This window comes from Edaphosphingomonas haloaromaticamans (assembly GCF_001853345.1).
GTDB classification, from domain to species: domain Bacteria; phylum Pseudomonadota; class Alphaproteobacteria; order Sphingomonadales; family Sphingomonadaceae; genus Sphingomonas_E; species Sphingomonas_E fennica.
In genome coordinates, this window is record NZ_MIPT01000002.1 from 88,744 (window position 1) to 102,995 (window position 14,252).

Here is a 14,252-nt window from a genome sequence, read left to right on the forward strand (position 1 = left end):
TCCGGGCCGCCGACGTCCGGATCAAAACCAACCGCCCTTGCGGCCTTCGCCCGCGTCACGAAGGTTTCGGCCGTCGATGGCGGAGCGGCGGATCTCCAGCTCGACCTCATCACCCTTGCGCCGGGTGCGGAAGTCCGCATTGCTGAGGCCGTTGCGCCGGGCATAGTCCTCGGCGGCCTTCTCGCTGCCGAACTTGCCGCCTTCGTCAAAATCCCATGCCATCGTCACTCTCCTTGCTTTCAGCCGGCACCGCGCCGACCGTTCGTCATCAAAGATCAAGGCCCAGGCTGCGCTCGGGCAGCGGCGGCAGCAGGTCTGCCTTTTCGGGCTTGAGATCCGGGGGCGCCTTGAGGCCGTCGCCCTTGATCGGTGCTGCGGGCTCAAGCGGCCCGTCCGGAATGGGGGGAAGATCAGCGAGGATGTCCGGCTGATCCGCGAGGTTGATCCCGTCGATCGGGCCGGGATCGAACTTCACCGGCTTGGCGCCGCCCTTCTTGCCGTCGATATCGAGGCGGCCGACCGTCTCTAGGGCCGAGGTCTTGTTGCCGGCATTGTGGTCGAGCTGGCGTTCGAGCTTTTCCTTATCGTCCACGATCATGGTGAGTTCGTCGCGCACCCGCGTCACGCCCACATTGAACAGGCGCTGGTTCGACAGGTTGCGCTCATGGCTGTCCATGACCGTGATCGCCTTGTCGGTGGTGATGCCCTGCGCCATGTGCATGTTGAGCGCGTAGGCGAGGTCCAAACGCGAGAGCATCGGATCGCCCGGCGCCAATGTCAGGGTCTGATTGCCCGCCGTCTCGACGGTGATGCCCGAGGCATCGGCCGAGATGATCCGGGCGAGCGCCGCGTTGTGCAGGTCGCGCGGCTTGTCGTTCGCGGTCCAGCGGATGCGATCCCCCTCGCGGACATGCAGATCCTTCTTCTCGGTGAGTTCGAGCCGGTCCCGCTTTTCGGTGGGCGAGAGGCGCTGCGGGTCGAAGCGAATCTTGCGGCGCCCATCGACCAGTTCGACCTTGCCCGAGGGCAGCACCCTGGAGACGTCATAGCGTCCCTGCGCGAGCCCGACGTCCTGCGCGCCGCCGCGGCCGACATCGAGGGTGAGGCCGGGCCGATAGCTGGCGGCGTAGCGAAGCTCCTCGCGGGTCAGGTTCACGCGGTCATAGACGATGAGATGGATGCCCTCGCCCCGCACGGTGCCCTCGGCGGCAAGGCCGTCCTGGATGCGCTGGTTGATGATGGCGCGGGACTCCCGGCCAGACGCAAACACCTGGGTCGCGGCACGGTCGTCCGCCCCCAGCGCGAGCCACCTGTCGGCGGCCTCTTCGGGCGGGTTCGCGCTTTCGTGGACGTTATCGCCCAGCACCTTCATCGCCTCGCCCGCCTTACCGACATTGGCGAGCGCGGCGACGGTGCGCAGCGTGTCGGTCCGCTGACGGATATTCTCGTCCATTCGGGCCATCGTGCCGCCGGCGGCCTGGATCATCGCGAAGGACTTGCCGGCGTCGATCGAGGAGAGCTGCTGGCGATCGCCAACCAGCACGAGCTTGTCGATGCCGAGCGCCTCGACGATGCTGTGAAGCTTCAGCATGTCGGCGCTGGAGACCATCGAGGTCTCGTCCACGACCAGCATCGCGCCGCCGAGCCGCTCGCGCGCCTCCTCGTAGCGCGGCGTATCGCGCTCGGTCAGGTAGCGCTCGTTGGCGAGCACGAACGAGGCGATCGTCTGGCTCTTGATCCCGGCCCCTTCGGCGAGGTCGGCGACCATCTTGTTCTGGAAGGCCAGGCCCAGCACATCCTTGCCTTCGCCTTCCGCGATCCGGGCAACCGCCTGCAGCATGGTCGACTTCCCGGCGCCGGCGACGCCCTGGACAGTCACGGTCCGATCTTCGGAGGAGAGGATCAGGGTCGCGGCTGCGAGCTGCCCCGCATTGAGCGGGCGATCGGCGACCTCCTGCAGGCGGGCGGGCCCATCCTGCGCGGGGAGTATCGGCACCGCCTTGCCCACGCCCGCATCGACCGCCTTGAGAACGGCTTCCTCGGTGCGCAGCGCCTCCTGGGTGGTCACCATCCGGACGCCCTTGTCGCCGGCGCGGGCGACACCGGGGATTAGCTGGCGGTTGTCGTAGAGCTGCTCGATCCGGTGCTCGACCGTCTCGATGGTGACGCCCTTCAGGCCGAGGTCCAGCGCGGTCTTGGAGAGCTTGTTGACGTCGAACGCCGCCTCGCGTTCGGCGAGGATGCGGACGGCCGAGGCTACCGCCAATTGCGTCCGGGCGACGGCCGGCGATTTGGTGGCGCGGGCAAGGCCGCTGTCGATCAGCGGATCGGGCGAGCGAAGGAAGCCGCCGATGAGATCGCGCGCGCCGGCGATCGCGTCGGTGACCGCCCGGAAGCCCCGCTCCAGCTTGTTGTCGGCGGCGCCCTGCCCTGCCCGGGCCAGCGCCGAGGCGAGCAGTCCTTTGCCGTCGAACCCGAGCTCCGCCGCCTTGTCGATCCATCCTTTGAGGAGCCCGTCGCGGTCCTCGACATTGAGCTTGGGATCGCGGGTGGTGGTGGTCACGCCGTCGCGCCCCTTGGCCGAGACGATGCCGAGCTCGGCCGCCTTCTCGAGGATCGCCTCGCGCCGTTGGCTGAAGGCATCGATGATCGCCTTGGGCACGCCCATGATCTCGAACGTGCCGTGCTTGCCCTTGAGCTCGACCTGGTAGCCGAGCTTCTCCAGCCCGGCGCGCAGGTAGGCGTGGTAGATCGCCCCGACGACCGCGTTATTCGACCAGATCTTGTCGGCGTGCAGCGCCTGCCATTTGCCGTCGGGCATCTGGGTCAGATTGGCGATGACGGAGTGGACATGGGCCTGCGGATCGAGCGCGCGACTGGTGTCGTGCTGGAACAGCGCATAGACGAGCTTGCCGGTCGGCACCGGCACCTTGCGACCCTCGACGTCCTTGCGCCCTTCGGCGAGATTCTTCTCGACCCAGGCCATGGTTTTCTGGACCGCGACCATGTTGGCGGCGAGCACCCGCTTGTCGCCGGCGACATAGGCCATGACCGACACGGACTTGGGCGCGGAGAAGGTGAGGTCGACACCGTTGCGCCGGTTTTCGACCTGGGCGACGCCCTCTCCGCTCGGCAGGACGCCGCTCAGAATCTGCTCGAAGCTTTCGCGGCTGACTTCGCCTTCAAGCGCGAGGGCTTCGGCCCCTGCCCCGCCCCAGGCACTGACCTCGGAGGAGCCATCGGCCGTGTAGTAATTGTCCTTGAAGTCGTCCTTCGCGAAATAGTTCGCGGCGCCTGATGCGGAACGGACGGCGGCGACCGAGAGCATGGATCAGATCCCCATGTCGAGATCGTCCTGGTCACGGCCCGCGGCGAAGCCCTGACGCAGTTCGATGAGGGTCTGATCCTCGACTTGCGGCGCCTGCGGTGACGGTCCGCGCCGGTCGTCGGCGGGCCGCTGGCCGGTCTCCTGCTGGGCGTCCCTGCCGCGCGCGCCGTCCTCCTTGCCGCCGCCCGCTCCCTTCGCCTGCGGGGGCACCGGCCGGTCATCGCTACGCGGGGCGGTACGATGGGTTTCGGCGGCCTGGTCCTCGCTCGGCGACTGCAGGATCCGCGCCGCCATTTCCTTCGCAAGATTGGTTGGCTCGACCACCTCATCCACGATCTGGACGGCGCCGTCCCTGCCGCCGGCCTCACCGCCCTCCTCGTCGAAAATCTCCTCCCCGCGCTTGGACCGGACGGGCTGCATCACGGGACGCTTCAGGAAGCCCGGCGCCACGATGGGGTAGTTCTTCCATTCGAGAAGGATGCGCGCGGCCGGGAAACCGTCGGGGAATTTCACGAACCCGTGCATCGAGGGCAGGTTGGTGATGTCGTCGGGGATCACGAGGGGCTCGACCTGCTTGCGCGGAGTCAGGGTCGAGGCGTCGCGATTGTTGTTGTAGCCGTAGCTATAGGCCTCATCCATCTGCCGCACTTCGCGGTTGCCGATGTACTGCGAGCACTCCTCGGCGGTCTTGAACTCGCTGGTCGCGAGGATGAGCTTGGAGCGGGCGAGCGAGGCGAGATTTCGCGCGCCTTCCTCGCCATAGACCTCGACCAGCTTCTGGAAGCTGTGGAGCCCCAGGATCATTGCGCCGCCGAAGTTCCGCGCGGTCTGCAGGCCCTTCTCGATCGCAGGCAGGCGGTGCAGCGCGCCGACCTCATCGAACATGAACCAGGTCCGCAAGCTGCGCGTGCGCGGCAGCGTCATGAGGCTGGTGATGGCGATGTTCATCCAGAGCGTCAGCAGCGGCCGGTTCATCTCCAGATCGTCGTAGTCGGAGGTGACGAACAGGATCGATCCGGGCGCGCGCTCGGTGGTCATCCAGTGCCGGATCGAGAACGGCTCTCCTTCGTCGGGCAGGAAACGCAGGACCTGCGCATTGGTGTTGAAGACGGCGCGGATCGATTCCGCCATGCGGGCCGCTTCCGGGGCGGTCAGCGGGTCGGCGATGGTGTTCGCGAGGAAGCGATGCACCCGCTTCAAATCGGCGGTCATCAGGTTCTCGGCGAGCGCCAGGTTGGTGGTCTGGCCGCGCTCCTGAAGCCGGACGCACATCTCGATGAACAGGGTGCGGGCCGCGAGCGCCCAGAAGGGCTCGGACGAGCCGCCATCGGAGGGAATGAGCGCCGCGGCGGCCGACGTGAAATGGCTGTAGGTCGAGCAGTCGTTGAAGATCGACCAGGCCGGGCAGCGCTGGTCCATCGGGTTCAGGATCGTGTCGCGCATGGGATCGTAGAAGGCTTCGACATAGGCGCCGGTGAGATCGAAGATCACGGCGCTGTCCTGGCGCTGGCGCATCTGGCTGACCAGACTCCTGAGCTCGGTGGTCTTGCCCGCGCCGGTGGTGCCGATCAGCATGGAATGGGACTGCTCGAGGCGGTGCGGATAGGGGATGCCGGCGAGCGTATAGGGATGGTGGATGCCGCCCGCCTTCCGTGTCGCGAACGGCAATTTGAGCACGGCGGCGGACGAGCGGCCGGGGAAGAACTCGCGCGCGTCCTCCGCGAATTTTTCCGCATTGTGCTGCGCGATTTCGGAGACCAGCACGGCGCGATCGACCAGCATGGCGCCGCGCTCATGGCGTTCCTGAAGGATCGAACGCCCACGCCTGCGCGAGATGTCGACGAACCAGATGGTGAGTGGCGCGACCACGAAAACCGAGACGAGGATCGAGCCGATCAGCGCCCGGATGGTGGTCTCCCAGGCCTGCTGCACGGCCGGGATATAGGGCACCACGGGCATGACCGTTTTGTAGATCTCGCCATTGGGCAGGGTGACGTTGACGCGCTTGTTGGGATTGAGGTCGACCCAGTTCCAGAGCGCCGAATAGATCTTCATGCAGACGAGCTGGAATCCGTGCTCGTCGAGGCGGATCGAGAGGATGACGAACCAGGCCGCGAGGAAGGCGAAGAACCAGACCATGATGGGCAGCCGCGCGCCCGAAAACCACATCAGCATCTCGTGGGTGAGAAGCTGTGAGCCGCGGGTGAAATTGCCCGAGTTTCGCTGCACGCGGCCGCGCGCAGAGTGGTGGGTCAGCGGGATGTTTTTCCCGTTCGAGCGGATGTCCTCACGCGCCATGATATTGCACCAGGCGCTTGTCGGTTTCGGCAACGAGGCGGTCGCGAAGCTCAGGATATTGCTCGCGCAGAATGACGTCGAGCACGAGCTGCTGGAACTCGCTGATCCGGGCCAGGCGGCGCTGGCTCGCGGTCAGCACGTCGGAGGATGAAAGGAAGACATTGAGGGCCGACCGGATGACGTCGGCGACGCTCAATTTCTGTTCGGCGGCGATCACGCTGAGGCGGTCCCATTGGGCGCGCTCCAGGCGGACGTTGTAATGCCGGTAACTGGTAGCCAAGACCAACCTCCTAGCAGGGAGGCTGGTGGGGACTGAAGAATGGCTCTATTTATAGCCGAGCGGCCCGGTTCCGGCAAGTTGATCGTCATGGACCAGCAGGCCGTAGTCTCACAGACTACGCGCGAATGGCTGATTTCCGCCGTTTTTGCCCGCCCACCAGCTCGTACTACAACGTAGTCTCCTTTCCTTCCGCGCTAACCCGTTGTGAAACAACGGAACTCATGCACCTTCAGGTGCGTAGGGTGTGCTAATCCCAAGAGCCCGATCCCCTGTCCCTGGGCCTGTTACGATGTCGTCGGAGAGGAGCCGGTTGCCGGGACCGGCGAGGTACGCGCCGCCGTGAGGCGGAACGCGCGAGGCCGGTGTCACCGATCCGATCAGGGCGCGAAAAGCCCCGATGCGCAGCATCAACGTCGGCCAAAGGGCCGCGTTGGAAAGGCGAGGATCGTGACCCGAAGGGCGGAGACAAGGCGCATGCCTTGGCTCCGTGAGGTTGGGCTCTCGTTGCCTGAAGGGCATCGGGAGCCCTAGCGAATAGAGCCGTCGTCGGGCGCAGGCCCGATGCGCCCAGCCCCATGAATCTTCTTCTTCCTGCCCTCACCAACCAGCGCTATGTTCAGCCAGTTCATAGCCCGATTAGCCTTCACAAGAGGCACCTATGGCAAAGACACTGGAACAGGAGAGACAGGCTCTCGAAGAGGATCAGCGCCGGCTGGAAGAGCGGCGCAGGAAGCTCGAAGAGAAAGAGCGCGAGCAGGCGATCGCGACGATCGAGAAATCCGGACTGCTGAAGCTTGAACCTAAGCGGCTCGCCGATCTGACGGCCCGCATCAAGACACTGGGTTTCGAGGAAGTCGAAAAGCGGCTCAAGGCCTGAATCATCCCCCGCCGCGGCAACGCCGCGGCACGGTCATGGGGGGCTCGATGCCCCCCGTGACCGTTCCTCTCCCAGCAAAAAAAGGGGAGAGGCCGCAGCCCCTCCCCTATCGTTCAGAATTCGTCGATGATGCCGCCCGGCGCGGTGTAGACGATCCGGTCGATCATCGCCTGTCCGAGCGCGCCGTAGTCGCCCTCGTCAATGGCGAGGAACCCCAGCTCATCGTCCTCGACCACATGCTGGTCGAAGTAGCTGTGCATCGCGCGGCGCTCGGCATTGGCGACGGCGGCGAAGTAGGCGGCGTGCTGATCGGCGGCGGCGATGTTCGTGATCGTCTGCATGTTCGTCTCCTGTCGTCTTGAATGACAGGGGAATGGCGTCGGGCGGGCGGGACCGTGTCAGGCCTCGCCGGCTTGCCGGCGACCGCAAAGCGGCGGTGGGGGTCACGATTTTCTTCGGCGGCCACCGTCGTTCGAGATTGATGCGCAGCGCCCGATCCGCCGAAGAAAATGGTGGGGCCCCGCCGGGCTTGAGACGGTCTCGTCCGCCCGACAGAATGGGAAGACTGTGAGAGATTTTTCCTCTCGGGGAAGCGCCTCCGGCAAGGCGTAGCGGCGCGCGGACCGACGGGTCCGTGCGGCACGCGAGCGAGCCGGTGTCGTCACGATGAAACGCCGCCCCATCATGGCTTTTGCGAATTATGAGAACGGCGTGCACGGACCCTTCACCGATCTCGGCCAGCGGGCGGAGCGGATGGACAATCCACTGATCCGGGAGGGTGCTGGACAGGGCCGAAACGACTTCGCCTTGGTGTCACAGGAGGTCTGTGTTAGGCGCCGGATTGCGCTGCGAAGGCTGCGGCGCCGGGACTGGTAATCCCGTCGAGAAAGGCAGCTCGGTGTGATCTCACGCCGGGGTGCCTGCGCACATGTCCAGGTGCCTTGGCACTAAAAGCGTAGGCGCATGTCTCGACGTGTTACCAGCCCCGGCTCCCGCGCACGGCGCGGGAGCTCTCCGGGGAGGAGCGACGGCCCGGAAGCTCGCGAGGATGGACCGCGCTCGAGGTAGCGATATGGACCTCTCGGAGACGGACCCGACGGTGACACGGGCGCTTGCGCTGGCATTGATGCGGCAGGCCAAAGAGTATCTGGCGGCGACAAACGATGTCGATGCCGCCGACCAATTGCAGCGCGCGATCGATACCCTGCTGACACCGCGAACGCCGGTCGCGGCATAGGCTCGCAGCGGCATTGCGGGGCGCGCCGCGCGCGGCGACGCGCCCCTTCGCGACGTCTGGTCCGGGCGGAGGCTATGCCCATTCCAGACGGGAACTGTCGTCAAGATCTCCGGTCGCGATCAGGCGGTCGAGCCGGGACAGGTATGGGGCTGCACCCTGCGCTTCGACGCTGCGCCGGATCGCGGGATCAGCGAGGCGGGCACGGACATTGTCGACCGGGATTTCGCCGACGCTCTCCGGTCGCAGTCCAAGCCCTTCGAGCAGCGCGAACGCATTCTGATAGGCCAGATCGAGTTCGAGGCCGAGATCGGAGGTCAGCCCGACCGACAGGGTGATCGGGCCAGTGTCGCCCTCGCGATAGACGCTGACCCGGCGGCCGCGAAACTGGGCCTCATCCAGCACCGTGATGACATCGGTCTGATAGTCGAAGATGCGTGCGATGCTGGCGAGCGCCAGCGGGCAGACACGCGCCTCGAACCGATAGGAGAGATAGTCGTCCTCCGCGAAATCTGGATCCAGCAGGGTCATGTCGAGACGCTCGCCTTGGCCGCGCAGAAATTCCCGGAAGGCGGCGAGCTGGCGGGCGTTGATGACGGCGGTCTGGCGTTCCTGATGGTCGGCCGATGTGGTGATGCGAAACACAATGGACATCTCGTCCTCCCTTGCTGAACGCAGCACCCGTCCCTTCTCCCCTCTGGCCGCCTGGCGGGGCGAAGTCGGTGCGAATGGTGGCCATTGCGCGAGCGCGCCAGCGCTCAGTCCCCCGCGGCGCGAAGGGGCTCGATGCCCCTGAGCGCCGCATGTCCACGCAGAAAAAGATGGAGAGGCCCCGGCCGAAGCCGGAGCCCCTCCAAGCGAGCACTCACGCGCTGCGCTGGGTGCGCTGGTGCGCGAGGCGGACGATGTGCAGCGGCACCCCCGCCTGCCGCAGCTTCTGGGCGAGGTTCTGCTGGATGCCCGAGCCTTCGCAGATGACGGCTTCCACCGGCTTGAGACCGAGAATGCGGTCATTGCGGACGAAGGCGGCGCGGTTGCCCTGACTGCGATCGAGGCGGAACTGGATGACCTTGACGCCGCGCGATGCCGCCCATGCGTGCGCCACGGCATCGCAGCCCTTCGCTTGCGCGGTGGTCGCGAGGATCATCTCCGGGATGCGTGCCTTGATGCTGTCGAGACCGTTCCAGAGCAGGTCCACGTCCTCCCACACCTGACCACCGGAGAACGCCACGACCGGGCCTTCGGGGGCGAACTGCTCGCGGCGCTCCCGGGCTTTCGAGGCAAGATAGTCGCGGGCCTCGATCATCGATGCGGTAAGCGCGCTGGAAACCCGGCTTCCCCGCACCGGCGAGAAGGGCTTGCCGGTTTCGACCCGATAGACCTCGGCGGCATGGTCGCGCATGCATTCCATCGCCTCGCGGCAACCCTGGAGGGTCTGGCAGAGGAGCTGGGTGTCTTCGAGTTCGGTCGCGTAGATCTCGGACGGATCATAGCTGCGTGCGAGATCGCCGAGCTTCTTGGCGGCGTCATCCTCGCGGCCCTCGATACGCTTCGCCACGACATGGAAGCTGTTGGCGAAACCCCACGCCAGATCGGCCGCAAACGGCTCCATGCGGGTGTCGCGCAGCACGTCGAACATGGTCTGCATCATCATCTCGGTGGCGGCCCGCACCTGCTCGGGATCGGGCATGTCAAGTGCTTCGGGCGCTTCGACGATGCTGAGCTTGGCCATCTCGCTATGTTCGATGAACGCGCCCTCGTAGGTCTGGGTCAGTCCGTCATTTTCACGCGACGCGGCGACGAAGCTGGCAAGGTCGGCGAAATTGTTGAAAGAAGTCATAAAAGCCTCCGAACAAGTCGATCTCTCATCCGGGATTGGATGAAAGATGAAATCTCATCGGATGGGCCGACGGGGCTTTGTCAGGGACGCGGGGACAAGTCCCCGCGCCGCCTCGGCGGGGCGTGGGGGAACCGATTTTCTTGGGGCCAGAGCGCAGCGACGGTCCCGGGAAAATTGGGGGGACCGCGCATCCTTGAGAAAGCCCCCCAAGGCACATCACACTACGGCGATGAAGCTTGTCTGATACCGAGATGTTAGAGAGAGAATTGGATTTGCCCCGGCCGCGCGGCGGCCGGGTTAACAGCAAATCGCTCCATACTGTCCCAGGAGAAACCCCCTCCCCATCACCCCCGCAAGGTGATCGTAACCCGGCAGGGCGGAGACGCGGCAAGGCCGTGGCTCCGGGAGCCGCAGGCGAGTAGAGCGCCGGTCCCGGCCTGAGCCTGTCGAAGGGCCGGGATGCGCCAAATGATCGAGCACCGACGCCGCAGGCAATGTTGAAGGAATGAAGAGTGAAGGCCCAGATTCAGGCGAACTATGAGGAGCGTCTATCGCGATATGCTGCACTGTTGCATGGCAATGAGCCACCGGGGCTGGTGGCGAAACTCGCCGTCTATCAGCAGCTCCTGCGGCAACGTGATATTCATGGCGACCGCCTGTGGCAGATCGAGCCGATCCTCTATCCGCTGGCGGAGCAGGACGTGATCGCGCTGGTGAACAGCGTGATCAAGGTCGTCACCGATCAGGAGTGGAAGCTCCGGGATGGGGCGAGCTTCCATGTCGGCGAGTTCTACGCGATCGGCGTCGAGAACATGGTCCACAACCTCGAGACGGGGCGACGCGCGAACTTCCCGGGCCAGTTGAGCTGAAGGGCGGCGCCCGCAGGCGCCGCTCTACCGGGTCAGAAGAAGTCGATCTTGTCGGCGATGATCTCGCAGCCGTACCGGGTGACTCCGTCGCGATCCTCCCAACTCGAATAGTGCAGCCGGCCGGTGATGGCGACGACATCGCCCTTCTTGCGCGAGGCGCCGGCCTTGCCGAGGCCGTTGAAGCAGGTGACCTTGTGGAACTCTGTCTCTTTGGCGGTGTAGCCGGTGGCGTCGTCGACATAGGTCTTGCCGTCCCTGAGCTTCACGCGATCGGTCGCGACAATGAGGGTGGTGACGGCGCCGCGGGTCTCGGGGTCCTTGGCGACGCGGCCGGCGAGATTGACGTTGTTCATGGTAGTGCTCCTCGTTGGGTCCAGCGGCCTTCCCGCCGGTGACACCGAAGAGCGGCGTGCGGAGAGGGTCCGCACCGTAGCGTCAGCGGAGGGGAACCCCTGGAGGGAGTTGGCGCGGGCAGCCGCGAAGCGGCAACACGGGCGACCGGATGGGGTTGCGGGACGTCTTCGTCTCGCCGCAGGTGTCAGGAACAGGCGAAGGAAGGCTGCTGGCCGCGGCGGGGCTCTACCCGATGGACGATCGCGCGGCGCGCTGCTCTTGACCCCGGCGCCGGCGGCGGAGCGCCCTCAGGAGTTCGTGCTCAGCAATCGGTGACGGGCAAGCCCGTTCGGCGAGGCCCGCTAGACGCAGCGATCGGGATTGAGGGCAGAGCCTCGTATTGCTCGGCCTCGGCGGCCTCAGGCGCGAAATGGCAGACGGAGTTTCGCGCGGCGGGACCTTTCGCGCGCGGTATCATGCTCATCAGCCCATCGGTCGGCGGCGATCTCTTCGTCCGTAGGTCGCGCGCCCGCGAGATCGGCCCGCTGCTTGTCGCTCAAGGTCTCGGCCGTGCTCACCGCCCGATTGCCGTGCCGCTGGTTCGTTCCCATGTGTTCTCACTCCGAAGTCGCGATGATCCGCGCCGCGTGGCAAATGCGGGCGCGGCCGATACTGGTCAGGAGGTACGCTTGACCTGCGTGACCTTGCCGGCGTCGTAGGCGGCGAGCCAGCGGGTGCGGATGGTTTCGTAGAAGGCGGTTGGAAGCTGACCGTATGCAACCTCGCCCAATGGATCGCCGGGCACCGTCCGAAGATCGGGCCCGGGCCATTGAAAATAGTTGAGCTCCGTGAGGACGACCCACGAGCGATCATCATCGAGCCCGAGACGAACCTTCGTCGCGTGCGGAATTTCAACGGCAAGGCTCGTGTCGGACGGCGGCGTATGGGTCACTGGCAGGATGGTGACCATCTTGGCGCCTGCCTTATTTGTCGTCGCGAGCAGCACGGCGCAGGGACGGTCTTTGCTGCCTTCTTCGTGACCTGCCTTTGCTTCATGGCTCCAGAGATACGAGTAGCGAATTACGAGGCCGGGAACTGGATCGGGAATTTGCACTCGTCAGGACTCGACCTCGTGATCGAAGGCAGCGGCTTCTGCCGGCGCTCGCGCCGCTCGAACCCCCTCCACGATTTCCTCCGGCACGTCAGTCAACGTGAAGACCTCGCGATCGCGCCGCTTGAGCCGCTGATATTCGGCGGCCGACATCAACACGAGGCTATCGTGGCCATGATGCGTGATGGTAAGGGGCGCAACCAGCGCCTGGCGGCTGATGCGGCCGAAGGCCTTTGACGCCTCAACGGAACTGACAGTCTGGGGCATGGTGATTCTCCTGTCCGGAAAGTACGGAGTTTCCGGATAAATTTCAAGTCCTCTCTGTCGCGCGCGCGAGGACGATAGCTGAGGACACGGTCACAGGGAAACGAAGGCAGGGCCCGCTTGCCGTGAGGCAAACGAGCCCTGCGGGGTTGCCGCGCGCCGGAGGGACGCGCGCGGCAGGGAGAGAGGATCGTCAGTCGGCCATCTCGGGCGTGCGGCGACGGCGGCCATTGCCCTGCGCGGGCTCGCCGCCGAACGCGCCCTCGGCCGAGGATTCACCCAGGCCATCCGTACCGGCGAGGCCGTTCGGCTTGGCCGGCTCGTCCGCACCGGGCAGCGGCGGCAGGCTGTCGTCGGCCGGGGCGGTGTCGGTCGGCGCATCGCGGCGGCGGTTGGGACGCGACCAGACGATGTTGTACGAGCCGTCGTCCTGACGGAACGCCGAGATGTAGAGCGGCTTGTCGAGGCTGGGATCCTCGATCTTGCCGTTGAGGAACATTTCGCCGGTCGCATTGGACGCCAGCTCGAACAGTGAGCCGACCTGGACCCACTGGCGTGCCGCCGAGAGCGCGAGGATCTCGAACTTGGGCGCACGCGGATTGGCGGAATGGACGGTGCGAAGGGCGATGACGATCGCGACCGTGAGCGTCGAGATTTTGCCGGTGTAGGTGCCGCTGGCGTTCTGGGTGATGGTGCCGATGTTCATGGGAAGTCTCCTGAGAAAGTGCGCTCGAACCCCTTGTCCGAACACCTTCTCTCACCCGCTCCTCTCCTCGGCCGTTCGGCCGAGTAAGGCGCGCCAGCGCCGCTCCGACGCGCCACTTCGGCGCCGTCGGGTACTTCAGGGCCTCGCAATCACGCGATGCGTGTCAAGTCTGGGGAGCGCTTGCCGATGGCCGCCACAGGGCAATGACATCCTGCATCTCTTCGGCGAAACCGAGACCGTCGATATAGACGGCGCCGCGGTCGTTCTGGCCGAGAAAGCCGATCACGCTCGTGATGTCGTTTGCCACGTCGATGTCGAGGCCGAACATGTCGGCGATCTCGAAATGACCAAGCTCCGGGCCATTCCACCAGGCCATCAGAAAGTTCGCGACGCGGCGCGCCTGCCCGGTGTCGCCCATGGCGAGCGGGATAAGCCGTGTCAGCGCCGCACGGGCGGAATCATAATCTGTCGGTACGGACGTCATCGGTTTTCTCCGCGCGCAGAGGGTATCGAGGCGAAACCCGGGCGCAAGCGTTTCTGCCTCGAACGGCCCGATCCTAATGAATCGAGCCGAACAGCCGCCGCTTGACCTCGGCCTGGTGCCGGCCATCCTTCTCGCCGATCGTCGCGGTCATGTCGGCGAGGAGCTGTTCGGCAAGCCTCGGCGGGATTTCCGCATAGGGCGTGATAACGGCGATCGCGGCCTCGGGCGTGGGAAGCTCGCCCGGTTCCGTGCCCCGCCAGATCAGCGCTTCCCCTTCATCGGGCTCATCATCGGTGCGAAAGCACACCTGAGCATAATAGGTCTGGAGCGGTCGGTCCCAGCCTACCGCCGCGCAGATGACGTCGGGATGGCCGGCCTTGGGCGGGAGAATGTGCCTGCTCATGCGTGTGTCCTCCGCATTCTGTGCGCGACGTGCCGCGCGGCGCCTTCGGCGCTGTTGATGGCCTGACCTGCTGCCGATGCCGCGCGGCGCGCGCCCGCCCTGCGCAGCAGGTTACGGGCTTCGCGCAGGCGTTCAACGGCAATCGCAATGGCTTGTCCGTCCTCGGACGTCGCGGGTGTGATGCGGCGCAAGATTACCTCCATTTTGGTTGGAAATTGGCGAGGC

18 protein-coding genes are annotated in these 14,252 nt (G+C 65.6%); 3 read left to right on the forward strand and 15 right to left on the reverse strand.

Annotated features, from left to right (window positions below):
• Positions 1-21: 21 nt before the first annotated feature.
• The 4 genes from BHE75_RS21775 to BHE75_RS21790 are packed head-to-tail and all read right to left on the reverse strand — an operon-like array spanning position 22 to position 5,906.
• Entirely contained in the window at positions 22-279 is a 258-nt protein-coding gene (locus BHE75_RS21775) for a hypothetical protein (protein ID WP_438830635.1), read from the reverse strand.
• Positions 269-3,328, reverse strand: coding sequence for a MobF family relaxase (mobF, locus tag BHE75_RS21780; protein ID WP_030090599.1), 3,060 nt, complete (start codon positions 3,326-3,328; stop codon positions 269-271). Before mobF ends, BHE75_RS21775 begins: the two co-directional genes overlap by 11 nt.
• 3 nt (positions 3,329-3,331) lie before the next feature.
• Positions 3,332-5,626 carry a type IV secretion system DNA-binding domain-containing protein gene (locus tag BHE75_RS21785; protein WP_030090598.1) on the reverse strand — a complete coding sequence of 765 codons (2,295 nt, stop codon included), beginning with the start codon at positions 5,624-5,626 and terminating at the stop codon, positions 3,332-3,334.
• Positions 5,616-5,906, reverse strand: coding sequence for a hypothetical protein (locus BHE75_RS21790; RefSeq protein WP_030090597.1), 291 nt, complete (start codon positions 5,904-5,906; stop codon positions 5,616-5,618). Before BHE75_RS21790 ends, BHE75_RS21785 begins: the two co-directional genes overlap by 11 nt.
• Positions 5,907-6,564: 658 nt before the next feature.
• Between BHE75_RS21790 and BHE75_RS21795 the strand changes: the two genes are divergently transcribed.
• Positions 6,565-6,783, forward strand: a complete 219-nt coding sequence (locus BHE75_RS21795; protein WP_030090596.1) for a hypothetical protein — start codon at positions 6,565-6,567, stop codon at positions 6,781-6,783.
• Between the two features lie 113 nt (positions 6,784-6,896).
• Here the strand turns inward: BHE75_RS21795 and BHE75_RS21800 are convergent, their stop codons facing one another.
• Positions 6,897-7,124 (reverse strand): hypothetical protein, encoded by a 228-nt coding sequence (locus BHE75_RS21800; protein WP_062787863.1) that lies wholly within the window; start codon positions 7,122-7,124, stop codon positions 6,897-6,899.
• A gap of 731 nt (positions 7,125-7,855) precedes the next feature.
• Here BHE75_RS21800 and BHE75_RS24645 point away from each other — a divergent pair.
• Positions 7,856-8,020, forward strand: a complete 165-nt coding sequence (locus tag BHE75_RS24645) for a hypothetical protein (RefSeq protein ID WP_157077779.1) — start codon at positions 7,856-7,858, stop codon at positions 8,018-8,020.
• 72 nt (positions 8,021-8,092) lie between these two features.
• Here BHE75_RS24645 and BHE75_RS21810 read toward each other — a convergent pair whose 3' ends face one another.
• Together BHE75_RS21810 and BHE75_RS21815 are read right to left on the reverse strand one after the other, a co-directional pair.
• Complete coding sequence (locus BHE75_RS21810; RefSeq protein ID WP_030090593.1) at positions 8,093-8,671, reverse strand: hypothetical protein; 579 nt, start codon at positions 8,669-8,671, stop codon at positions 8,093-8,095.
• Positions 8,672-8,882: 211 nt separating this feature from the next.
• Positions 8,883-9,857: a DUF2493 domain-containing protein gene (locus tag BHE75_RS21815; protein ID WP_030090592.1), complete on the reverse strand. Its 975-nt coding sequence runs from the start codon at positions 9,855-9,857 to the stop codon at positions 8,883-8,885.
• A gap of 512 nt (positions 9,858-10,369) precedes the next feature.
• Between BHE75_RS21815 and BHE75_RS21820 the strand changes: the two genes are divergently transcribed.
• On the forward strand, positions 10,370-10,726 hold the full coding sequence (locus BHE75_RS21820; RefSeq protein ID WP_066703409.1) for a hypothetical protein: 357 nt from the start codon (positions 10,370-10,372) through the stop codon (positions 10,724-10,726).
• 32 nt (positions 10,727-10,758) lie between these two features.
• On the opposite strand, the gene BHE75_RS21825 is transcribed toward BHE75_RS21820, so the two are convergent.
• The 8 genes from BHE75_RS21825 to BHE75_RS23700 form a co-directional block, all read right to left on the reverse strand.
• Complete coding sequence (locus BHE75_RS21825; RefSeq protein ID WP_062787869.1) at positions 10,759-11,079, reverse strand: single-stranded DNA-binding protein; 321 nt, start codon at positions 11,077-11,079, stop codon at positions 10,759-10,761.
• 399 nt (positions 11,080-11,478) lie between these two features.
• Positions 11,479-11,670, reverse strand: coding sequence for a hypothetical protein (locus BHE75_RS21830; protein ID WP_062787870.1), 192 nt, complete (start codon positions 11,668-11,670; stop codon positions 11,479-11,481).
• 65 nt (positions 11,671-11,735) lie between these two features.
• Positions 11,736-12,173, reverse strand: coding sequence for a hypothetical protein (locus tag BHE75_RS21835; protein ID WP_030090590.1), 438 nt, complete (start codon positions 12,171-12,173; stop codon positions 11,736-11,738).
• Positions 12,174-12,176: 3 nt separating this feature from the next.
• Positions 12,177-12,437: a type II toxin-antitoxin system Phd/YefM family antitoxin gene (locus BHE75_RS21840; RefSeq protein ID WP_037505398.1), complete on the reverse strand. Its 261-nt coding sequence runs from the start codon at positions 12,435-12,437 to the stop codon at positions 12,177-12,179.
• A gap of 190 nt (positions 12,438-12,627) precedes the next feature.
• Entirely contained in the window at positions 12,628-13,140 is a 513-nt protein-coding gene (locus BHE75_RS21845) for a DUF736 domain-containing protein (protein ID WP_062787872.1), read from the reverse strand.
• A 163-nt stretch (positions 13,141-13,303) separates the two neighbouring features.
• Positions 13,304-13,624, reverse strand: coding sequence for a DUF7673 family protein (locus BHE75_RS21850; protein ID WP_030090587.1), 321 nt, complete (start codon positions 13,622-13,624; stop codon positions 13,304-13,306).
• A 73-nt stretch (positions 13,625-13,697) separates the two neighbouring features.
• Complete coding sequence (locus tag BHE75_RS21855; RefSeq protein WP_062787874.1) at positions 13,698-14,027, reverse strand: hypothetical protein; 330 nt, start codon at positions 14,025-14,027, stop codon at positions 13,698-13,700.
• Positions 14,024-14,218: a hypothetical protein gene (locus BHE75_RS23700; protein WP_083216155.1), complete on the reverse strand. Its 195-nt coding sequence runs from the start codon at positions 14,216-14,218 to the stop codon at positions 14,024-14,026. The genes BHE75_RS21855 and BHE75_RS23700 overlap by 4 nt, the downstream gene beginning before the upstream one ends.
• Positions 14,219-14,252 lie beyond the last annotated feature (34 nt).

Coding starts and splice junctions, on each gene's coding strand:
- BHE75_RS21825 (WP_062787869.1), bottom strand. CDS start 11,079: ATGAACAACGTCAATCTCGCCGGCCGCGTCGCCAAGGACCCCGAGACC.
- BHE75_RS21855 (WP_062787874.1), bottom strand. CDS start 14,027: ATGAGCAGGCACATTCTCCCGCCCAAGGCCGGCCATCCCGACGTCATC.
- BHE75_RS21815 (WP_030090592.1), bottom strand. CDS start 9,857: ATGACTTCTTTCAACAATTTCGCCGACCTTGCCAGCTTCGTCGCCGCG.
- BHE75_RS21830 (WP_062787870.1), bottom strand. CDS start 11,670: ATGGGAACGAACCAGCGGCACGGCAATCGGGCGGTGAGCACGGCCGAG.
- BHE75_RS21845 (WP_062787872.1), bottom strand. CDS start 13,140: ATGAACATCGGCACCATCACCCAGAACGCCAGCGGCACCTACACCGGC.
- BHE75_RS21850 (WP_030090587.1), bottom strand. CDS start 13,624: ATGACGTCCGTACCGACAGATTATGATTCCGCCCGTGCGGCGCTGACA.
- mobF (WP_030090599.1), bottom strand. CDS start 3,328: ATGCTCTCGGTCGCCGCCGTCCGTTCCGCATCAGGCGCCGCGAACTAT.
- BHE75_RS21810 (WP_030090593.1), bottom strand. CDS start 8,671: ATGTCCATTGTGTTTCGCATCACCACATCGGCCGACCATCAGGAACGC.
- BHE75_RS21840 (WP_037505398.1), bottom strand. CDS start 12,437: ATGCCCCAGACTGTCAGTTCCGTTGAGGCGTCAAAGGCCTTCGGCCGC.
- BHE75_RS21785 (WP_030090598.1), bottom strand. CDS start 5,626: ATGGCGCGTGAGGACATCCGCTCGAACGGGAAAAACATCCCGCTGACC.
- BHE75_RS24645 (WP_157077779.1), top strand. CDS start 7,856: ATGGACCTCTCGGAGACGGACCCGACGGTGACACGGGCGCTTGCGCTG.
- BHE75_RS21800 (WP_062787863.1), bottom strand. CDS start 7,124: ATGCAGACGATCACGAACATCGCCGCCGCCGATCAGCACGCCGCCTAC.
- BHE75_RS21795 (WP_030090596.1), top strand. CDS start 6,565: ATGGCAAAGACACTGGAACAGGAGAGACAGGCTCTCGAAGAGGATCAG.